Below are 16913 nucleotides of genomic sequence, written 5' to 3'. Positions count from 1 at the left end.
ACCCGGTGAACGGGTTCGATGGGCAGCGGTCCCCATGACGTGAACTGTTGCCCATGCGGAACAGAAGGTCACGAGAGCAGCGGCAGCTGCACCCGCACGAAGTTGCCCTTGGCGATCAGCACGCCCCGGCCGGGCGGGAACTCCGCCCGGTTCATCCGCGGCAGAGCGGTCTTCAGCAGGATGTCCCCCTCGACCGATTCGGGCTGCAGCAGCAGTCCGCGTCGGGCGTTCTTGATCTCGCCGAACAGCGGCCAGGACGAGTTCCAGGCGCTGGTCTCGGCCTCGGCGAGCAAGAAGTGATCGCTGCGCTTGACCGCCCGGGTGAGTTCGAGGATGCCGCCGTCGGCGGGCGTCTGCAGGAAGTCGCCCAGACTCTCGACGAACACCGCGATGCGGCCCTCGGTGTCGGGGTCGGCGACCGCCGCCGCAAGGTCCTTGGCCAACGCCGCGATGGCGTCCACCGTGGTCGCGGCCTCGGTCCACAAACCCAGCCGGGAGATCGGCGAGCGGGCGTTGCCGAAGTAGTACAGGCGCGCATCCGGTTCGAACCGTTTGAACGCCAGCGCGATCGATTCGATGGCGGTGCTGCGGCCGCTGGCCGGCGGGCCCGCCAGCAGCAGGGTACCGCTGGGCTCGAAGCCGGCCGGGCCCAGGTCGATGTCGCCAAGGCCGAGCACCACCCGGTCGCCGATCCGGGCGGGCAGCTGCGCCTGCGGGAACTCCTTGGGCAGCGCCCCGATCGACGGCGCCTCGGCCACGCCGGCACGGCGCATGGCGTCGGCGAGCCGCTTGGTGGCGGCCGACTGCGCGGACTGCGCCGACAAGCCGCCGAGGATGGCGATCTGGGTTTCGAAGCCGTCCACAATGGCGCGGCCGGCCGGCGACTTGATGCTCAGGATGTCGCCGGGCACGTCGAGCATGCCGTAACCGTCGTCGGCCAGGCGCAATACCACCTTGCGCTGGATCGCCGAAGAGATCGACGCGGGCACCGCGCCGGCCCGGTCGGCGGTGATCGCCACGTGCATGCCCAGCTGGCGGCCGTCGGAGAGGATGTCCTTGAACACGTCGAACCACTGCGCGCGGCCGGCCGCGATCTCGAAGTCGTTGCGGAAGTTGGGGAACCCGTCGATGAGCAGCAGGATGCGCGGCTCGGCCGGCTGGTTGGCCAGCTGACGGTACTCGGTGATGTTCGACGCGTTCGCCTCGGCGTACAGCGCCTTGCGGCGGTCGATTTCACCCTGCAGAGTGCGGAACAACCGCACGACCCGTTCGACGTCCTCACCCATGATGATCGAACCGACGTGCGGCAGCTGCTCGAGCATGCGCAGGCTGCCGGCACCGAAGTCGAGCCCGTACACGTGCACCGGGCCACCGCGCGGGGTGATCGCGGCCGCGCAGGCGAGGGTGCGCAGCACCGCGGACTTGCCGGAGCCGCCGGTGCCGAAGATGGAGATGTGACCGTCGATGTCGGGCCGGAAGTACGCGGAGACCTGCTGCTGCTGCTCGGCGATGTCGGAGACGCCGAGAAGGAGTTCGGCATCCGTGCGCTGCCTCAGCAGGCTGAGGTCGTAGGCGCCGGCGAGTTCGTCGAGCCACGGCCGGCGGGGCGCGGGGATGCCGGTGGCGGCGTTGGCGCCGATGATGGTGGTGACCAGGCGTTGCTGGTCGGTGGGGCCGAGGTCGCGGTCCTCGTCGACGTAGTCGACCGCTCGCGGCTCCTCCCAACGGCTTTCCGCGCCGAACCGCAGCTCGTGCACGTCGATGCCGGCCCGCTCGGGTTCGCGGCTGGTCCAGCCGCCGGCGTAGGCGGACTGGAACTGGGCAAGCCGGCCGGGGCCGGTCTTGGCGACGCCGCGGCCGGGGATGGCCGGGTCGAAGTGGGCGGATTCCTTGGTGCCGATCACGTCGGTGCTGTCGGACTCGTCGGCCATCCGCAGGGCGATGCGCAGCGGGGTGTTGGCGCGCAGGTTGTCCTTGATCACACCGGCGGGACGCTGGGTGGCCATGATCAGATGGATGCCGAGCGACCGGCCGCGCTGGGCGATGTCGACGACACCGTCGACGAACTCGGGCACCTCGGTGGCCAGGGCGGCGAACTCGTCGATCACCAGCACCAGGGCGGGCGGGCTGTCGGGGTCGCCGCGCTTCTCCAGCTCGAGCAGGTCCTTGGCCTTCTTGCGGTTGAGCAGGTGCTCGCGGTGGTGCAGTTCGGCGCGCAGGCTGGTGAGCGCGCGGCGCACCAGGTGCGGGCTGAGGTCGGTGACCAGTCCCACGCAGTGCGGCAGGGTGACGCAGTCGGCGAAGGCCGAGCCGCCCTTGTAGTCCACGAACAGGAAGGTGACCCGGTCGGGGCTGTACTCGGCGGCCATGCCGAGCACCCAGGCCTGCAGGAACTCGCTCTTGCCGGCGCCGGTGGTGCCGCCCACGAGGGCGTGCGGGCCCTGGGTGCGGAGGTCCAGGTGCATGGCGTCGACGCCGGCGGAGCCGATGATGGCGCGCAACTTGCCGGCCCGGCGCGGTTTGGGGGTGCCGCCGCTTCGGTCGTGGATGGAGGTGTTCTGCTGCCACCGGTCGATGACCGCGGCGCTGGTCTCGACCATGTCATGGCCGAGCAGGGTGACCAGCGACACGGTGCGGGGCAGGTCGCTGGCGTCGGCGACGAGGGCGCCGGCGTCGATGACCGGGGCCATCCGCTTGGCGAATTCGAGGGCGGCAGCGGAGTCGACCTGTTCGGTGACGACGTTGTCGATGGTCTCGCCCAGGCGCACGAAACCGACGGTGGCGATGCCGGGTTCGTCGCCCAGGTGCAGGTAGGTGCGGCAGACGGCGGGCAGTGCCGCCACGGTCGGGCCGATCCAGATGGGGTACACGCCGGCGTCGGCGGCGATTTCGGCGAGCTGCACGAGCCGGGCCCGGTCGATGGCCACGTCGTCGGAGATCAGCAGCACAATCGCGGGGATGGCCGACTTGGTGCCCTCCTTGGTGCCGGATGCGCCGACCTCGCCGCCGCGCTCGAGCGCGGCATCCGTTTGCACCATGGCGCCGCGGCGGCTGGCCTTGGCCTGGGCGAGGCGCTGCTCCACAACACCCTCGATGCCGGAAAGCACCGCGCTGGCACTGGCGGCGCTGTCGGCGAGGTGGCTCCCTTCAATGGGGCTGTGCGGGGAGGAAGTGTGGGGCATCCACTTGAGCCATTCCAGCTCACGGGACCAGCGGGGCGTGACCAGGGAGGCGACGACAAGTTCGGCCGGTGAGTGCAGTGCGGTGAGCTGCACCAGGATCGAGTTGATCGAGCCCATCGCCTGGGCGGGTGAGCCGGCGATTCCGAGTGCGCCGGAGTCGTAGAGGTTGTCGATCAGCGGCACGCCGTCGAGGGTGCGATTGGCGTTGATGACTTCGGTGAGCTTCTCCTCGAACTCCGGCAGCATGTCGCCGCGGCTGGAGTCGGAGATGGTGTTGCGGGAGTTCATGGTGCCGCAGCCGAGCCGCACGTTCAGGAACGACCAGTGTTCGGGACGGCGGGTCCAGAGCATCGGCCCCCGGTTCATGGCGTGCTCGTGTGCTTCCAGAGTGGAGGGCGACTCCTTGAGCCGCAGCTCGTGCTCGATGACCCGTTCGGTGGCCAGCCGATTGGTGAGGACCTCGAGCCTGGCGCTGAACTTGGCCACGGCCTTGGCCATCCGGCGTTTGTCACGGCCCTTGGTGGTGAAGAAGTTGCCGATCAGCATGACCGGGGAGAGCAGACAGAACAGCAGGGTGGTGGGGCTCTTGGTGAGCGCGAACATCGCCCCGCCCAGCAGCAGCGGGGTGATCATCGCCAGCAGCGGGAACGGTGCGTCCTCCTTCTCGGTGGGCACCTCCGGGGAGACGAACTCCTGGCCGATGTAGCGTTTCTCCACCTTGGGCGACCGGTTGAAGAAGATCGGGCCCGGTTTGGGCGCGCTTTCGGGCGCGGCGCCGGCGACCAGACTGATCTCCACCTCGGAGTCGCCGAGCAGCATCCGTTCGGTCTTGGCGATGCGCAGCCGGCCCACGATGCCGCCGTCCACAACGACCCCGTTGGCGCTGCCGAGGTCGATGACCTCCACGGCCTCGCCGATCTCCAGCCGCACGTGCTTCTTCGACACCAGGCTGTCGTGCAGCACGATGTCGCAGGCGGCGTCGCGGCCCACCAGCAGGCTGCCGGGCGCCAGCGGGAACTCGCGGCCTTCATCCGGCCCGGAGAGCACCTTGAGTTGGGCTACCGGCTGCGCCGTCAGCGTTGACGGGGCCTGGTAGAGCACACCGGCGTCGGCGAGGCTCACGGATGCGCCGGAGCCAATCCAGGCCTCCCCCACCGGTCCGTCCGGCGGCAGGGTGAGTGGCACGCTCTGGCCGGGCAGCGTTGCCCGCAGGGTGAGGAACCGGTCCGGTGAGTGCGTGGTTTGCGCGTCGACTCGGCTGATGGTGCCGGCGATTTCGGAGATCGTGGCTGCCGCATCCGCGGTGACGATGATGTCGCTGGCGGCGCCGTTGGGGCGAACCAGGGTGAGCTTGAGGCGCATTCAGTTCCTATGTCAGTAGAGCTGGCGGTGCGGGGTGACGTGCTATTCGCCGCGGCGCTCCCACGGCCAGAGCGGCCGGCCGTGCTCGCCGTAGTGCGAGGCCAGCAGGATCGAGTAGACGAGCGCGACGAGAAAGGCCAGCGCACCCACGGTGAGGGCGAACGGGCTGGCGAGCATGCTGCCGGCGAACAGCAGCACGCCCAAGGGTTGGCCGTTGCCGGCGGCCACGAGGATGGCTCCGGTGACGATGAACAGGCCGTACGCGGCGATGCCGGTGGCAACAGCAAACCCCACCACGACGCGTTGCTTGTCGGGTGGGGTGTTGACGCCGAGAACGATCAGCATGAGCAGCACCAGCAGCACGGCGACGGCCGTCATGGTGGGGCCCACCAGGGTGCCGGCCGACCTGTCGGCGATGACCTCGAGGTTGGTGGCCAGGCTGATCAGGCCGAACGCGGCCACGAGCAGTGCGGCGTAAAGCACGGTCGCGAAAACCGCGACGACGGTCGCATATTTCTGGTAGTCGCGCATTCTGTGCTCCCCCCGCACTGCCAGCGGTTAGACCGGACGGGCGAGCTGCGGTCCTTCGGCGAGCTGACGCTCGTATTCGGCCTTGGCGGCGATGTTCTTCGCGGTGATGCTGCGGCCGCGGCGGGCGATCCAGGCGCCGAACCAAATGGGCACCTCGCGGGCCACGACGGCCGCGGCGATGGCGCCGGGGTTCAACCACTGAGTGCTCACGAAGCGGGCCGCTTCGGCGGGGGTCAGGTTCCACGCCTGCACGGCGAGCAGGGCGCCGCCGATGTAGGAGAAGTACACGACCACGGCGACAAGGAAGCCGCCGAGCACGTAGGCCCACCAGCCGGCACGGTTGAGCACCGCGACCAGCAGCGCGAAGGCGAGGAAGAAGAAGATCACCGGCACGTAGAAGACCGGCAGCACCAGGAAGTCGGTGAACCGGGTGGTGGCGTCGGCGACGGTGGCGGCGTTGGCGGCGGAGATGAAGAACGCGATGACCGCATAGACGCCGGCGAAGACCGCGGTGGCAATCAGGCCGATGAGGATGCCGGCGGCCCGGTTGCCCAGGGTCTTGGGCGGGGTGGGCGCGGTGACGTACACCGGGCTCTGCGAGAACTGCTGGGTCTGCTGCTGCACCGGCGGCTGCACGGTGGGCTGCGCGGCTGCGGCGGGGACCGTCGCGGCTGCCGGGGTGGGCACGTAGGTGGGCGTGTAGTTCTTCTGCTCCGCAGCTGCTTCATCCCGGGCGACCTCGGCCGGGGTGGGCTCGGCGGTGAGGCGTTCGACCTTTTCGGTCTGCGCCTCCGACGCGTTGACCGTCACCGGGGTGGCCGGCTCGTAGTCGATCGGCTCGCCGGGAACGTAGGCAGGCTCCGGCGTCGAGGTCTCGGCCACCGGTTCGCGCACAGGCTGGTCGACGGTCTTGCTCGGGTCGGCCACGGTGGTGGGCTCCGGGTTCGCATCGTCGTAGATGTGCTCGGTGGGCGCATCCGGGTTGTGGTTCTTGTTGCCCTCGGGGGGCGTGGTGTCGGTCATGCTGCACTCCTCGTGAGCCTCGCGGCCGTAGCTCTGTGCTGCCACTGTAGCAATCCGGGGCGACAAGTCGACGGAAGTTCGGGGCGCGGGGCGGCTATTCTCCCGTATCGCCAGTCACTCAGCTGGGGCTAGTTCAGTCGGTGCGTCTGGCAGGAGTACATAAACCAGTCCGGTGATGAGGGCGGTGACGTTCGATTCACCCTCCTCTACGGTCTCGGCAGTGGTGGTGACGCCCGACACGAGAACGAGTCGCTCGCCGGTCTGCAGACCATTGACAAATTCGAGGGCGTTTCCGTAGCTGCCGTTGACCGTCACGGTCACAGTGAGGGAAACGAAGTTGCCGGCCGTAATCTGAGCATTCGTCACGGGTGGTACGCCGGCAAGAGGGGCATCGACGGCGCCTTCGGTCGGTGCCCTGTTCGTTGCGCTAGGCTCTGTCGTTTCACCCGCATCCTCGGCGGCGACAACCTCGACCGGCGCATAGGGCACTGCATCGGACACGGTAAATCCACTAAGGACGACTTGGCTTCGTTCAGCAAGAACGCCCAGCTGCTTGACGAACGCGGGCATCTCGGTTGTGTTCGGCACTGAGTCATGCAGGGGCTCCAGGTCGGCCTTCAGTTCGTCCAGTCCCTCGAAATCTCTCTCAAGCTGGGCTAAAACTGTCGCCTGGCTCGCGTTAGAGGCTGCCACTGATTCGCGCTGTTCATCGGCAGCTGCCTTGGCGGCCAACTGGGGTTGGATGCCCAGCAAAACACCGACCACGATCACGATGACCATGACAAGGACGGACCCGATCATCCAAAGCTTGTTTCTATCCACAATTACTCCCCCTCGGTGACGAAGCGGTGCGCAAACGCGGCGTCATTAATGTGCATGGTGACTTCGGCGGTGTAGACCCCGGCGTCGTCACGGGTCACCGATCCGGGGAGAGCGTCGGCGAACCCGGGAAGTGTCGCTAGGGAGTCCAGCCAGGTCGGCACGTCGGGAAGGGTGGAACTCGTTGCGGTGAAGGTAACCGTAGCGACTCTTGCGCCTTGAAGCGGTGCCGTGGGCTGGACATATCTCGTCAATGGTGTCGCGGAGTCGACGGCAACTGAATTTATCGTCACACTGGCCGGCAGAATGGCCTGCACGCCCTGGAGGTACTCTTTCCAATCGATCTCGGTCGAGGCGCCCACCTGCTGGGCAGCCTCGATCAAATCGACTTCACGTTGTACCGTGCGCACCTCAATGAACTCGTACTGCTTTTCCAAGAGTGCCGGGGTCAGTGCCTGCTCGCTCGTCAGTTGAGCCTGCGCCTGCAGGGCTACCGCGAACGATGCCGCCGTTCCCACGACCACGATAGCCACTACTCCAATGACAGCGAGACCCAGCTGGCGACGGACCGCCGTGGCGGCACGCTCCTTTTTTACTTCCGGCGGAAGCAGGTCTACGGACGGTTCGCCTCCGACCACCAGCGAGTCGTTGTTCGCAACCCTACTCACGCGGCACGACCGAGTGCGAGGCCGAGGGCCACCGAGTAGGCAGACACGTTGGTAAGCAATTCTTTGGTGTCAAGCTCGTGCGCTAAAACGACGGTTGACAGCGGGTCACCAACGACAACTGACAGGCGGGTCATTTCGGCCAGCGCCTCTGGAAGGCCGCGCAATTGTGCGCCACCGCCACTCAATACGATCAGGTGCACCGAGTCCATGGGGCGAGTGTTGACAAAATAGTTGATGGTGTTACGGAGGCTCGAAAGCTGCTCTTTCGCGATTCGATAAATTACCTCGACCGCCACCTTGTCCGCGGCAGCCACCGCACCCACCGCCAGACCGAGACGTCGCTTCAGGTCGGCGGCCTGGGTGGCTTCTAGCTCGAAGTCACGCTCCAGCGCCTGAGTGATGTCATCACCGCCGGTGGCAATGATTCGGACAAACTGCGGAACGCCGTTGGTGGCAATGACGACGCTCGTAGTGCTGCCCCCGATATCGACCAGGGCGACCGTGCCCTCGACGCCAGGACGGGAGAGCAGCAATCGGCTCAGCGCGAAGGGAATAAGGTCAACGTCGATTGTGGTCAGCCCCGCCAGGGCGGTGGTCTTGATATTGGCCAGGACTGCAGCCTTGATTGCAGCGATGAGGAGGCCGCGTACCATGGGTCCATTTTCGCCTTCCACCTCCGCGATCGGGTAGAAGTCGAGGACAGCTTCAACGACGGGGATCGGCAGCATGTCCTGCACTTCGAAGGGCAAGTTTTCCCGAATCCGTGCCAGCGGCATCTTCGGCACGGATAGTTCGCGGGCGAGCACCCGCTGGTTCCCCATGCCAAGCACCACGTTCTTGCTCTTGAACCGTCCTGCCGACCACAGTTGCCTCAAGACCGAGGCCACTGCCTCGATGTCGACGACTTCGCCCCGGCTCACCGATCCCACCGGCAGTGGAACCTCGTGGTATCGCAGCAGCGTCGGCTGCGACTTGCCCGGGTTACTCACCTCAACAGCGCGCACCGACACCGTGCCGATGTCAATCCCTACGACGTTCGTGGCCACTTGAGTGCTCCTCTATTGCTGATAAAGTCCTTCATTGCTATACCGCTCCCAGAAGCGTCAAGTAACCGTCCCACACTCGGTCACCAAAGAAGATTCCTACCCACGCACCGGCCAGCATCCAGGGACCGAACGGAATTCCGCTCTTTCGCGTCGCCCGCCGAGCGACGAGCAGTCCGACGGCGTAGAAACCGCCGAGAAGGAACGCCGCGAATGATCCAACTGCCAGCTCTCCCCAGCCCAAGTAACCCAGGAACAGCCCGAGAACTCCTGCAAGCTTGACGTCGCCGAAGCCCATACCGCCGGGGTAGGCCATCGCCATCAGGAAGTATGCGAACCACATCGCCACTAGGCCAATGCCGGCACGTAGGACCGGCCCGAGATCGCCCGATGACAAGGCAGCCAGTGAAAGCAGGACGGTACCGACGACATACCCCGGCAACACGATCGAATTCGGGAGCCGGTGCACGTCTACATCGATCAGGGCCAGCGCGATGCTCACTGCTGCTAGGTAGAAGTACGCACCCAACACCAGCAACGCGCTCGTGATTCCGCCAGTGATCGTCGACTCGTCGGAGATCAGGTGCAATGCGACAGCAACGAACGCCGCACCGGTTCCAGCTTCGACAAGTGGGTAACGCACCGAGATGGCCGTGCGGCAACTACGGCACTTGCCTGCGAGAAGAACCCAGGACAGCACAGGAACGTTGTCCCGGGACGTGATCGCCGCGCCACAGCGAGGGCAGGCGCTGGGCGGGGCGACGACCGACATGCCGATCGGCACCCGGTACACCACGACATTTAGGAACGACCCGATGGCAAGACCAAGAACGGCGCTGAGCACCGAAACGAGGACTGCAAAATTGGCCAACAACGGCTCGATCACGGAATCGCCACTCCCTTTGCCGTGAAGGCCGGCTTGACGTCGACCACGACGTTCACGCCGTAGGTGGTCGACACTGGCGAGAGGAACTTCGGCGGCGCGACGTAACGGAATCGGTCATCGTAGCCATAGGCCTTTGTATACCCGTTGGTGCCGCTGCGAACGATTCCTCGGAACTTCTGGGAGATTGCTCCTTTTACGGTCAAGATGCCCTGGCCGCCTCCGCGGTCATAGTTCTGCACCTGGAAGGTGTGCGAAACCGAAAGGATGGCCGCATTGATCACTCGATTGTTGCCGAGGAGCGCCGAGTACGATCCACTCGAGTACTTCACGGGGTTCCACACCCACACGGCATTCTGGCCGACCAGGCCGAGCACGTCATCCTGCGAAGTCGCGTAGGTGACGTCGCCTGTGATGTACACGTAGTTCTCCGCGGCGAGAGTCATCGCGCCGCGTAGCGTACCCTGCACGAAAAGATCGCCGTTTCTACAGCCGTAAGACGACGAGATCGAGTCGACGAACTCGCTGGCTCGCGGATACCCGATGCCGTTTCCGGCGGCGCAAACCGAGTTCGAATACCCGCTGGGGTACATCAATGTGCCGCTGGTCGGCCAGGTGTTCGGATTTCCGACAGTCGTGGGAACATTTTGCACAAAGATCAGATTGCGGTCTAGCACATCAATTGTCGCGCCGGTGGAGGAAGCCAACCCGTTGGTGCCGGCTCCCGGCGTGCCACATACGGCCGGAGCTGTACCGGACGTTGCCGGATCACCAGCCACATTCGTCTTTTTCGTCCACGGTGATTTCACGGTCATCTTGCCATCGCTGGTGAGGGTGATGCTCGTGGGCCCTGTGTAGAGGCATCCGGGCACAGCCACCACGGCGATCGGTAGGTCGGAGCGGGTCTCGTCTTTCATCTCCGCGTTCGTCTGGGGCATGCCCAATTTGGCTCGGTAGGTCGGGTTGCCCTTAGAGAAGACCTGACCGGTGCAGGTGGCGCCATTCGAGTCCCGCTTGAGGTATCGCAAGCCGGTCGCCGGGTTGTTGGAGGTCGTCACGATTCCGTTGAAGGTTGCCTGACAGACACGGAGGGTGTCGTTGGAATGCAGCGGCCCGTTTATGACGTCACCATTGCCGAACGCAATATCACTGCACTGACTGTAAGGCGGGTTGGGTCCGGGCCGACCCTGCCAGGCGTATTTTTCGCAGGTTGCCACGTCGTCACCGTTTTGATCGGGATCCTGAATTTCGTAGTCGGTGAAGTAGAGGAAGTCGATGAAACCTTGCTGTTTCAAGTTAGCAACGATGGATCTGGTGGCGTCCCCTACCCGGCCGGTGGCGCGAATGCGCAGGATGCCAGAGTCAGAGTACTGCGAGGTGTCCACCTCGTAGCGGTAGGAGGCCCGCCCTCCACTACCTTCGACTACTCCCCAAGTTCCGCTCGCCCCCACGCCGAAGGCAGGGTTGGCTTGGGTGCCAGTTGGAAGGCTCAGTGTACTGGTGCTGCTGAACGGTGCGGCCGAGTTGCCATAGATCATGTAAGCATTGTCGTTAGCCAGCCGGCTCTCGTATTCCTCAACACCCGCATAGGCAGCGGAGCCTGCTGCGCTCCAGTTTTGGTCGGAGTTGGCCTTGATGAGTCCGCTCACGGACGTCGTCAAGGCCATCGTCACCAGAATCAGCATGACCATACCGGTACCGATCACCATTGGGAGGGCGACACCGTCATCTGTGCCAGCGGCGCGGAAACGAGCGAATATGCGATTGATCGTGAGCATCAGGGACCCGTCCGGAAGACTGGGAGGTTGGGCATGCCGACGGTGTTCTGTAGCGTCACCGCTGATCGAGAGTCGGTTGCACTGCCCTGGAGGGTCATGGTGACCTTCACAGCGGCGATCGTATCTCGCTGGTCCAGGGTGAGCCCAGCGGAAGGTGCTGTGAGTTCAGTTCCGTCCTTGAGCACGTAGGTGAAGAGGGAGGGCGCGCCGCCGGTCGGCGCCGCAACTGTTCCTGCCATGATCCTGGTGGAGCTCGACGTGGGCGAAAAGGTGAAAAAGCCCGAGCCGACGGGCGACTCGATGGCCGGCCATTGCGTTTCGATCAGCCGACGGCTGGTGTCCAGGGAGAGCCGAATCTTCACTGGCAGTTCAGCGGAAGACACCAGGTTGATGTAGGCATAGAGAGTGACCGACTCCGGGAGCGCCGATTCGAGCGCCGGCTGGTTGGCCGCTCCGGAGACCGGATTTTCTGTCGCGGCGCGGATGACCCGCGACACCTCGTTCATGCCGTTCGACGCCTCACGGCTGTTGGCGCTCACGATGCGCGTTTGCGACACCGTTCGCATGGTACTCAAATAGAGGCCGGAGATCATCGTGGCCACGATTGCGAGCAACAGCATCGCCACCAGAAGCTCCACCAGGCTCAGGCCCTGCTCGCCGCCCGTCGACCGGCGCCGGCCGGCGGTGATCACGGGGCCACCACAATTCGCGGGTCGAGAGTCAGGAGACCGGCCGACACGGTCGACGGCGGCGGGGCAGTCAAGCCGGCCGACACCGGAATTGTGGCGGTAGCTGAGGTACTGCCGTAGTAAAGCTTCCAGACCCCGTACGGGAGAGCTACCGAGACCGAGTTATTGGTGAGCTTGTCGAAAGTGTAAGTCATGGTGTCCGCACAGCCGGCTGCTCCCGTTCCCGGCGCATGGGCCTGCGAAATCGCCTTGAGAAACTGCCCGTTGAGCCCGGTAACCGTGACCAGTCCCATCGGCACCGCGGTCGCCACGCTACCTCCAGGAACCGTGGCTACGGCCGGAACAGCAGGGCCCACCGCACCGCCTGCGCCGGGAGTGGTCCATTCGGCGGGGTCTGGCGAAAGGCACCCGGGCAGACTGGCGCTTGGCGCAACATACTTGCCACTGAAGACTCGGTAGCCGGAAGGGAACGCATGCAGCGCGAACGCCTTGGAGAGGGCGTTGGTCGCGGCCGACGGGGTGTAGAGGGGGTAAGTACTCTTAAACGTGGTGTCCAGGTTAGTCGGAATCACGGTCGAACCCGCAGGGGCGTTGGACGCGTAATTGACGGTGTAGGCGCCGGACCTGTCGTATTGAAATGAGACCGATGCTGCCGTGCCGGCAGTGACGCCAACGAAGGTCAACGGGGTGGCCTTCTGATTCACGTCCACGGAGTTGGCCGCCGTGATCGACACGTTATAGTTCCCGGGTACAACTTTGAGAATATAGCTGCAGCCCTGAGCATCTGTCGGCTCCGGGGGCTCGGTCAGAGCCACGGCGCCTGCACCAGGAGTGGCCGGTGCGGCCGTGACTGTCACACCAGCGTTGCCAGCTCCCGATGCGCCGCGCACGGATACCAGAATGGTTCCCAACGTCGGGTCATTGATTCGGGTACCGGGCGCAATCACGGTGTCGGCGCGAACCGGGGGCGTGGACGCTCGCATACCGGCCCAAGTGACGGAGACGTTGACACGCTTGTACTTGAGTTGGCCGCCGCCGGACCCGCAGGTGGCGTCAGCGCTCGTGCTTGTGACCCAGTTGGTTGTGCGGTGGATGTAGAAGGTCGTGCCGTTCATCGTGGACGTTTTGTCGGCGTCCACCAGCGTGAAGAGATCCTCGACTGCCCGGCTAAGGTCAATTTCTTGCGCTACCAAGTTGACTGCCGCCGTGCGGGAGCGGTTATCACTGCCCATCGTGAGCGACAACGTAAGCGCATATGCGACCGACACCGCGATCATCGCGAAGACCATCATGGCAACGATGATCTCGATGAGAGTGAGACCCGACTGCCGAGTGTGACCGTCCCCGAGTCGAGCACGAATCCAACTCATGTCACAACTCCTGGCGTTGTTTAGGGCAAGGTACGGCTTTTCTCACCGCGTGGGGTGCCGCATACTGCAACACCCCACATGGTGCGCCCGACGTATTTCGGGCCCATCTATTGCTACGGAGCCGTGCAAGCAGTGGGAAGAGTAGCCGGTGAGACTAACTTTACAACCCCACCCGATTCAAGTGCGTAGAAGACGGAAGCGCCGGAGCTTGTGCTCTTTCCGGCCACACAGAATGCGCTGCCGGTGCCAGCCTTGTAGCTCAGCGCGGAGGTGTTCGCGCCCTTGGATGCACCGGCGTTGCCCGCGTCGGTGGTCGGCGCGCCGCCGGTGATCACGGCGGCAACCGTTGGGAGCGTACCTGTGCCCGTCTGCATGCTAACGACGGCCGTCTTGAGGTTTGAGACGTCGGACTGCGCCGAGCTGTCCTTGGCATTGTCCTGCACACCCAAGTACACCGGGATGGCAATGGCGGCGAGGATTCCGATGATGATCACCACGACCAGGAGTTCGATCAGGGTGAAACCTTTTTGGTTTTCTTCGGGGTTGTTGCGACGGCGGTTGAGAGCGGCGAGGCTGCGAGCTAGCACGAGAGATCCTTTTCTTTGGGCGTCGGTGACCTTGCGGTCGGGCCCGTTCGGCCTTGCCTAATATTCGCAGGTTATTTTCAGGTAAAAACCCAAAAGAAGAGTATTTTGCCAAGTCCGACCCCCCAGAACGGGGGGTACGTCAAAGTGACTACATCCATCGCCGTACGCGCGACCACGGCACCGAATCAACCCAAGCCATCTCTGACGTCCAAATCGTACACAGCTACTTAATGGCACCCGCGATGCTGAAGATTGGCATGTACAGCGCGATGACCATGCCACCGATAATCACACCAAGAAATGCGATCAACAGCGGTTCTATAGCCGCCGTAAGTTGCTCAGTTGAGGATTCGACTTCTTGGTCGTAGAACTGCGCAATCTTGTTGAGCATCGTCTCCAGCGAACCGGCGTCTTCTCCCACCGCGATCATCTGAGTGACCATCGGTGGGAATACCGGCTGTTGCCGCAGCGGCGCCGCGATGGACTGGCCCTGGCGAACTGATTCAGCAACCTTAGTGAGGGCGTTTTCAATCACCCAGTTGCCGGAGGTTTCGCCCACGATCTTCAGCGCCTGCAGAATGGGGACACCCGCACCGATCATGTTCGCAAAGTTTAGGCTGAACCGAGCGACCGCGATCTTCTGCAGGAGCGGGCCGAAGACCGGCAGCCGGAGCTTGAGCGGATCGAGCTTCATGCGCACTCGCAGGGTGTGTTTGTTTGTTCGCCACCACAGCGCGAAACCAACGCCGACGACCAGCAGGACAGGCACCACGAAGACCATGGAATTTGAGACGTGCACCAAAATCATGGTGGGCAGGGGTAGCGCACTGCCCAGTCCTGTGAACATTTCCTCGAAGATTGGGACAATGAAGATCAGCATGATCATCACTGACACCAGGGACATCAGCAGCACGATAACTGGATAGGTCATCGCCGACTTGATGGTGCCTCGAAGCTTGACTTCTTTTTCGAAGTTCTCCGCAACCGATTCCAGGGCACCATCGAGGAAGCCGCCTGTTTCGCCGGCTCGCACCATGTTGATCATCAATGGGGGAAACGCCTCGGAGTGCAGCGACAGAGCATCGGAGATCGAAATCCCCGTTTCGACATCGTCCCTGACTTTAATCAGGATCGTGGTGAGCGGTTTGCTCTCTGTTTGATCAGCAAGAATGTTCAGGGTTCGTAGCAGCGACAGCCCCGCGCCGATCATGGTGGCCATCTGGCGACTCATGATCGCCAGGTCTTTCAGACCGACACCCTTGCTGAGCCCCGGAATGTTGATTTCGCGGCTGAGTCCGCTTGCCGCAGGCACTAGGGACATCGAAATCGGCGTGAGTCCCATAGTGCGCAGGCGCGCAACGGCGGCGCCTTCGGAGGACGCGTCCAGCCGTCCCTTGGTCGCTTTGCCCTCGGCATCGCGGGCAGTGTACGCGAAGGCGGATGTTGATGGCATTAGTGCCCCTTACCGCCCGAGTAGGCGTCACCGAAGTCGATGCCGTCGGCCGACATCGGTGAGTTTGCTGTCGCCGTTGCCGCCGGGTCCACCCGCCGGATCAACTGGGTGAGGCCCTTCGGATCCTGCGCCTTTTCCTCGGCCGATGCATGGCTGATCAGACCCGCGTCTACGAGTTCAGCCAGGTGCTGGTCCATGGTGTGCATCCCCTGCGCACGACCGGCCTGCATGGCCGAGGGAATTTGGTAGGTCTTCCCCTCGCGGATCAGGTTGGCAATAGCTGGAGTCGCAAACATCACCTCCGTGGCTACCACCCGGCCGTGGTCCACCCGTTTCACCAAGGTCTGGCAGACGACTCCCTGCAGGGTCGCCGCCAGCTGTGAGCGCACCTGCGCCTGCTGTTCCGGCGGGAAGACGTCGATCAGGCGGTCAATGGTCTGCGCTGCGCTCTGGGTGTGCAAGGTCGCGAAAACGAGGTGACCCGTTTCCGCGGCGGTGATTGCCACCGAGATGGTTTCGAGGTCCCGGAGCTCGCCGATCAGGATCACATCGGGGTCCTGACGGAGGACGTGCTTGAGGGCTGCAGCAAAGCTCTTGGTATCGCTGCCAACTTCGCGCTGGTTTACCAGCGACATCCGGTGCTTGTGCAAAAACTCGATCGGGTCTTCCACCGTGACGATGTGGTCAGCGCGGGTGCGATTGACCTCGTCCACGAGCGCGGCCAAGGTGGTGGATTTACCCGATCCCGTGGGGCCGGTGACGAGCACGAGCCCACGTGGCATTGCCGCGAAACGGGACACTGCCTCGGGCATACCCAGATCTTTGAGCGGCTTGATCTCGCGCGGGATCAACCGGAAAGCGGCACCGATAGACCCGCGCTGCTGGTAAAAATTCACCCTAAAGCGGGCACCGTTGGCCGTATAGGCGAAGTCGAGTTCCAGCTCTCTCTCAAACTCCATGCGTTGGGCAGGAGTAAGGATACTGAGCAGCGCGTTCGAGACCTTTTCGAACGCCCAAATCCTCGCGGTGTCGAACGGGCGCAGGCTGCCGTTCACCCGTAGGTTGGGTGGAGCGCCGACGGTGATGTGCAGGTCCGAGCCGTTGAGATCGAGCACCTCCTGCAGTGCGTCCAGGAGGTCCTGGTCGGGTCCTGTCGTGACTTCCGGCCGCTCGGCGCGCCTCGGTCGGGTGGCATCGGAACGTGCATCCGCCCGCGGGCGAAGGACACGCCCAGAATTTGAACCATCCAGTGCCGACCGGGTGAGGTCTGGCGGAGATTCTGCGCCGGTCCGGGCCGGCTCAGCATGGGTCGGAAATACCGTCACGGCCTCGGCAGGATCACCGTACTTTGACTTGAACGGGACCGATTCAGTGGCCGGAGAATCTGCCGGGTCGGCTAGGTACCACGGCACCGGCTCGGCAGTGGGAGCCTCTGGTTCCGCTCCGATATCGTCATCACCGTGAGGACGTTGCGGCGGAGTCACCGGAATGTCGTAGATGGGCTGGCTCATGTGGATGTCCCCTT

At 64.1% G+C, this 16913-nt stretch carries 13 protein-coding genes; all 13 read right to left on the bottom strand.

The window, feature by feature from the left end; all coding sequences use genetic code 11:
• Positions 1–68: 68 nt before the first annotated feature.
• The 13 genes from E3O60_RS07335 to E3O60_RS07275 all read right to left on the bottom strand — a co-directional run bounded on the left by E3O60_RS07335 (position 69) and on the right by E3O60_RS07275 (position 16899).
• Positions 69–4544, bottom strand: coding sequence for an FtsK/SpoIIIE domain-containing protein (locus E3O60_RS07335; RefSeq protein ID WP_134408173.1), 4476 nt, complete (start codon positions 4542–4544; stop codon positions 69–71).
• A 42-nt stretch (positions 4545–4586) separates the two neighbouring features.
• On the bottom strand, positions 4587–5075 hold the full coding sequence (locus tag E3O60_RS07330; protein ID WP_088457208.1) for a hypothetical protein: 489 nt from the start codon (positions 5073–5075) through the stop codon (positions 4587–4589).
• A gap of 27 nt (positions 5076–5102) precedes the next feature.
• Positions 5103–6098, bottom strand: a complete 996-nt coding sequence (locus E3O60_RS07325; protein ID WP_088457209.1) for a hypothetical protein — start codon at positions 6096–6098, stop codon at positions 5103–5105.
• A 114-nt stretch (positions 6099–6212) separates the two neighbouring features.
• Positions 6213–6899 (bottom strand): hypothetical protein, encoded by a 687-nt coding sequence (locus E3O60_RS07320; RefSeq protein WP_134497654.1) that lies wholly within the window; start codon positions 6897–6899, stop codon positions 6213–6215.
• Positions 6900–6922: 23 nt separating this feature from the next.
• Positions 6923–7450 (bottom strand): hypothetical protein, encoded by a 528-nt coding sequence (locus E3O60_RS07315; RefSeq protein ID WP_241993224.1) that lies wholly within the window; start codon positions 7448–7450, stop codon positions 6923–6925.
• A gap of 131 nt (positions 7451–7581) precedes the next feature.
• Positions 7582–8631: a type IV pilus assembly protein PilM gene (gene pilM / locus E3O60_RS07310; RefSeq protein ID WP_134497650.1), complete on the bottom strand. Its 1050-nt coding sequence runs from the start codon at positions 8629–8631 to the stop codon at positions 7582–7584.
• A 37-nt stretch (positions 8632–8668) separates the two neighbouring features.
• Positions 8669–9514 carry an A24 family peptidase gene (locus E3O60_RS07305; protein ID WP_134497648.1) on the bottom strand — a complete coding sequence of 282 codons (846 nt, stop codon included), beginning with the start codon at positions 9512–9514 and terminating at the stop codon, positions 8669–8671.
• The gene (locus E3O60_RS07300) at positions 9511–11289 is read right to left on the bottom strand and encodes a hypothetical protein (RefSeq protein ID WP_134497646.1); all 1779 of its coding nucleotides are present in this window, start codon (positions 11287–11289) and stop codon (positions 9511–9513) included. The genes E3O60_RS07305 and E3O60_RS07300 overlap by 4 nt, the downstream gene beginning before the upstream one ends.
• Positions 11289–11981: a type II secretion system protein J gene (locus E3O60_RS07295; RefSeq protein ID WP_166788969.1), complete on the bottom strand. Its 693-nt coding sequence runs from the start codon at positions 11979–11981 to the stop codon at positions 11289–11291. The genes E3O60_RS07300 and E3O60_RS07295 overlap by 1 nt, the downstream gene beginning before the upstream one ends.
• Complete coding sequence (locus E3O60_RS07290; RefSeq protein ID WP_134497642.1) at positions 11978–13348, bottom strand: prepilin-type N-terminal cleavage/methylation domain-containing protein; 1371 nt, start codon at positions 13346–13348, stop codon at positions 11978–11980. Before E3O60_RS07290 ends, E3O60_RS07295 begins: the two co-directional genes overlap by 4 nt.
• A 113-nt stretch (positions 13349–13461) precedes the next feature.
• A complete protein-coding gene (locus E3O60_RS07285) occupies positions 13462–13935 on the bottom strand; it encodes a type II secretion system protein (protein ID WP_134497640.1) in 474 nt (157 codons plus the stop codon).
• A gap of 223 nt (positions 13936–14158) precedes the next feature.
• Positions 14159–15388, bottom strand: a complete 1230-nt coding sequence (locus E3O60_RS07280; protein WP_166788968.1) for a type II secretion system F family protein — start codon at positions 15386–15388, stop codon at positions 14159–14161.
• The gene (locus tag E3O60_RS07275; RefSeq protein ID WP_134497638.1) at positions 15388–16899 is read right to left on the bottom strand and encodes a type IV pilus twitching motility protein PilT; all 1512 of its coding nucleotides are present in this window, start codon (positions 16897–16899) and stop codon (positions 15388–15390) included. Before E3O60_RS07275 ends, E3O60_RS07280 begins: the two co-directional genes overlap by 1 nt.
• Positions 16900–16913: the final 14 nt, after the last annotated feature.

Origin of the sequence: Cryobacterium sp. TMB1-7 (assembly GCF_004402435.1) — a bacterium.
Lineage (GTDB): Bacteria > Actinomycetota > Actinomycetes > Actinomycetales > Microbacteriaceae > Cryobacterium > Cryobacterium zongtaii.
This window is presented reverse-complemented; position numbering and strand designations above follow the sequence as displayed.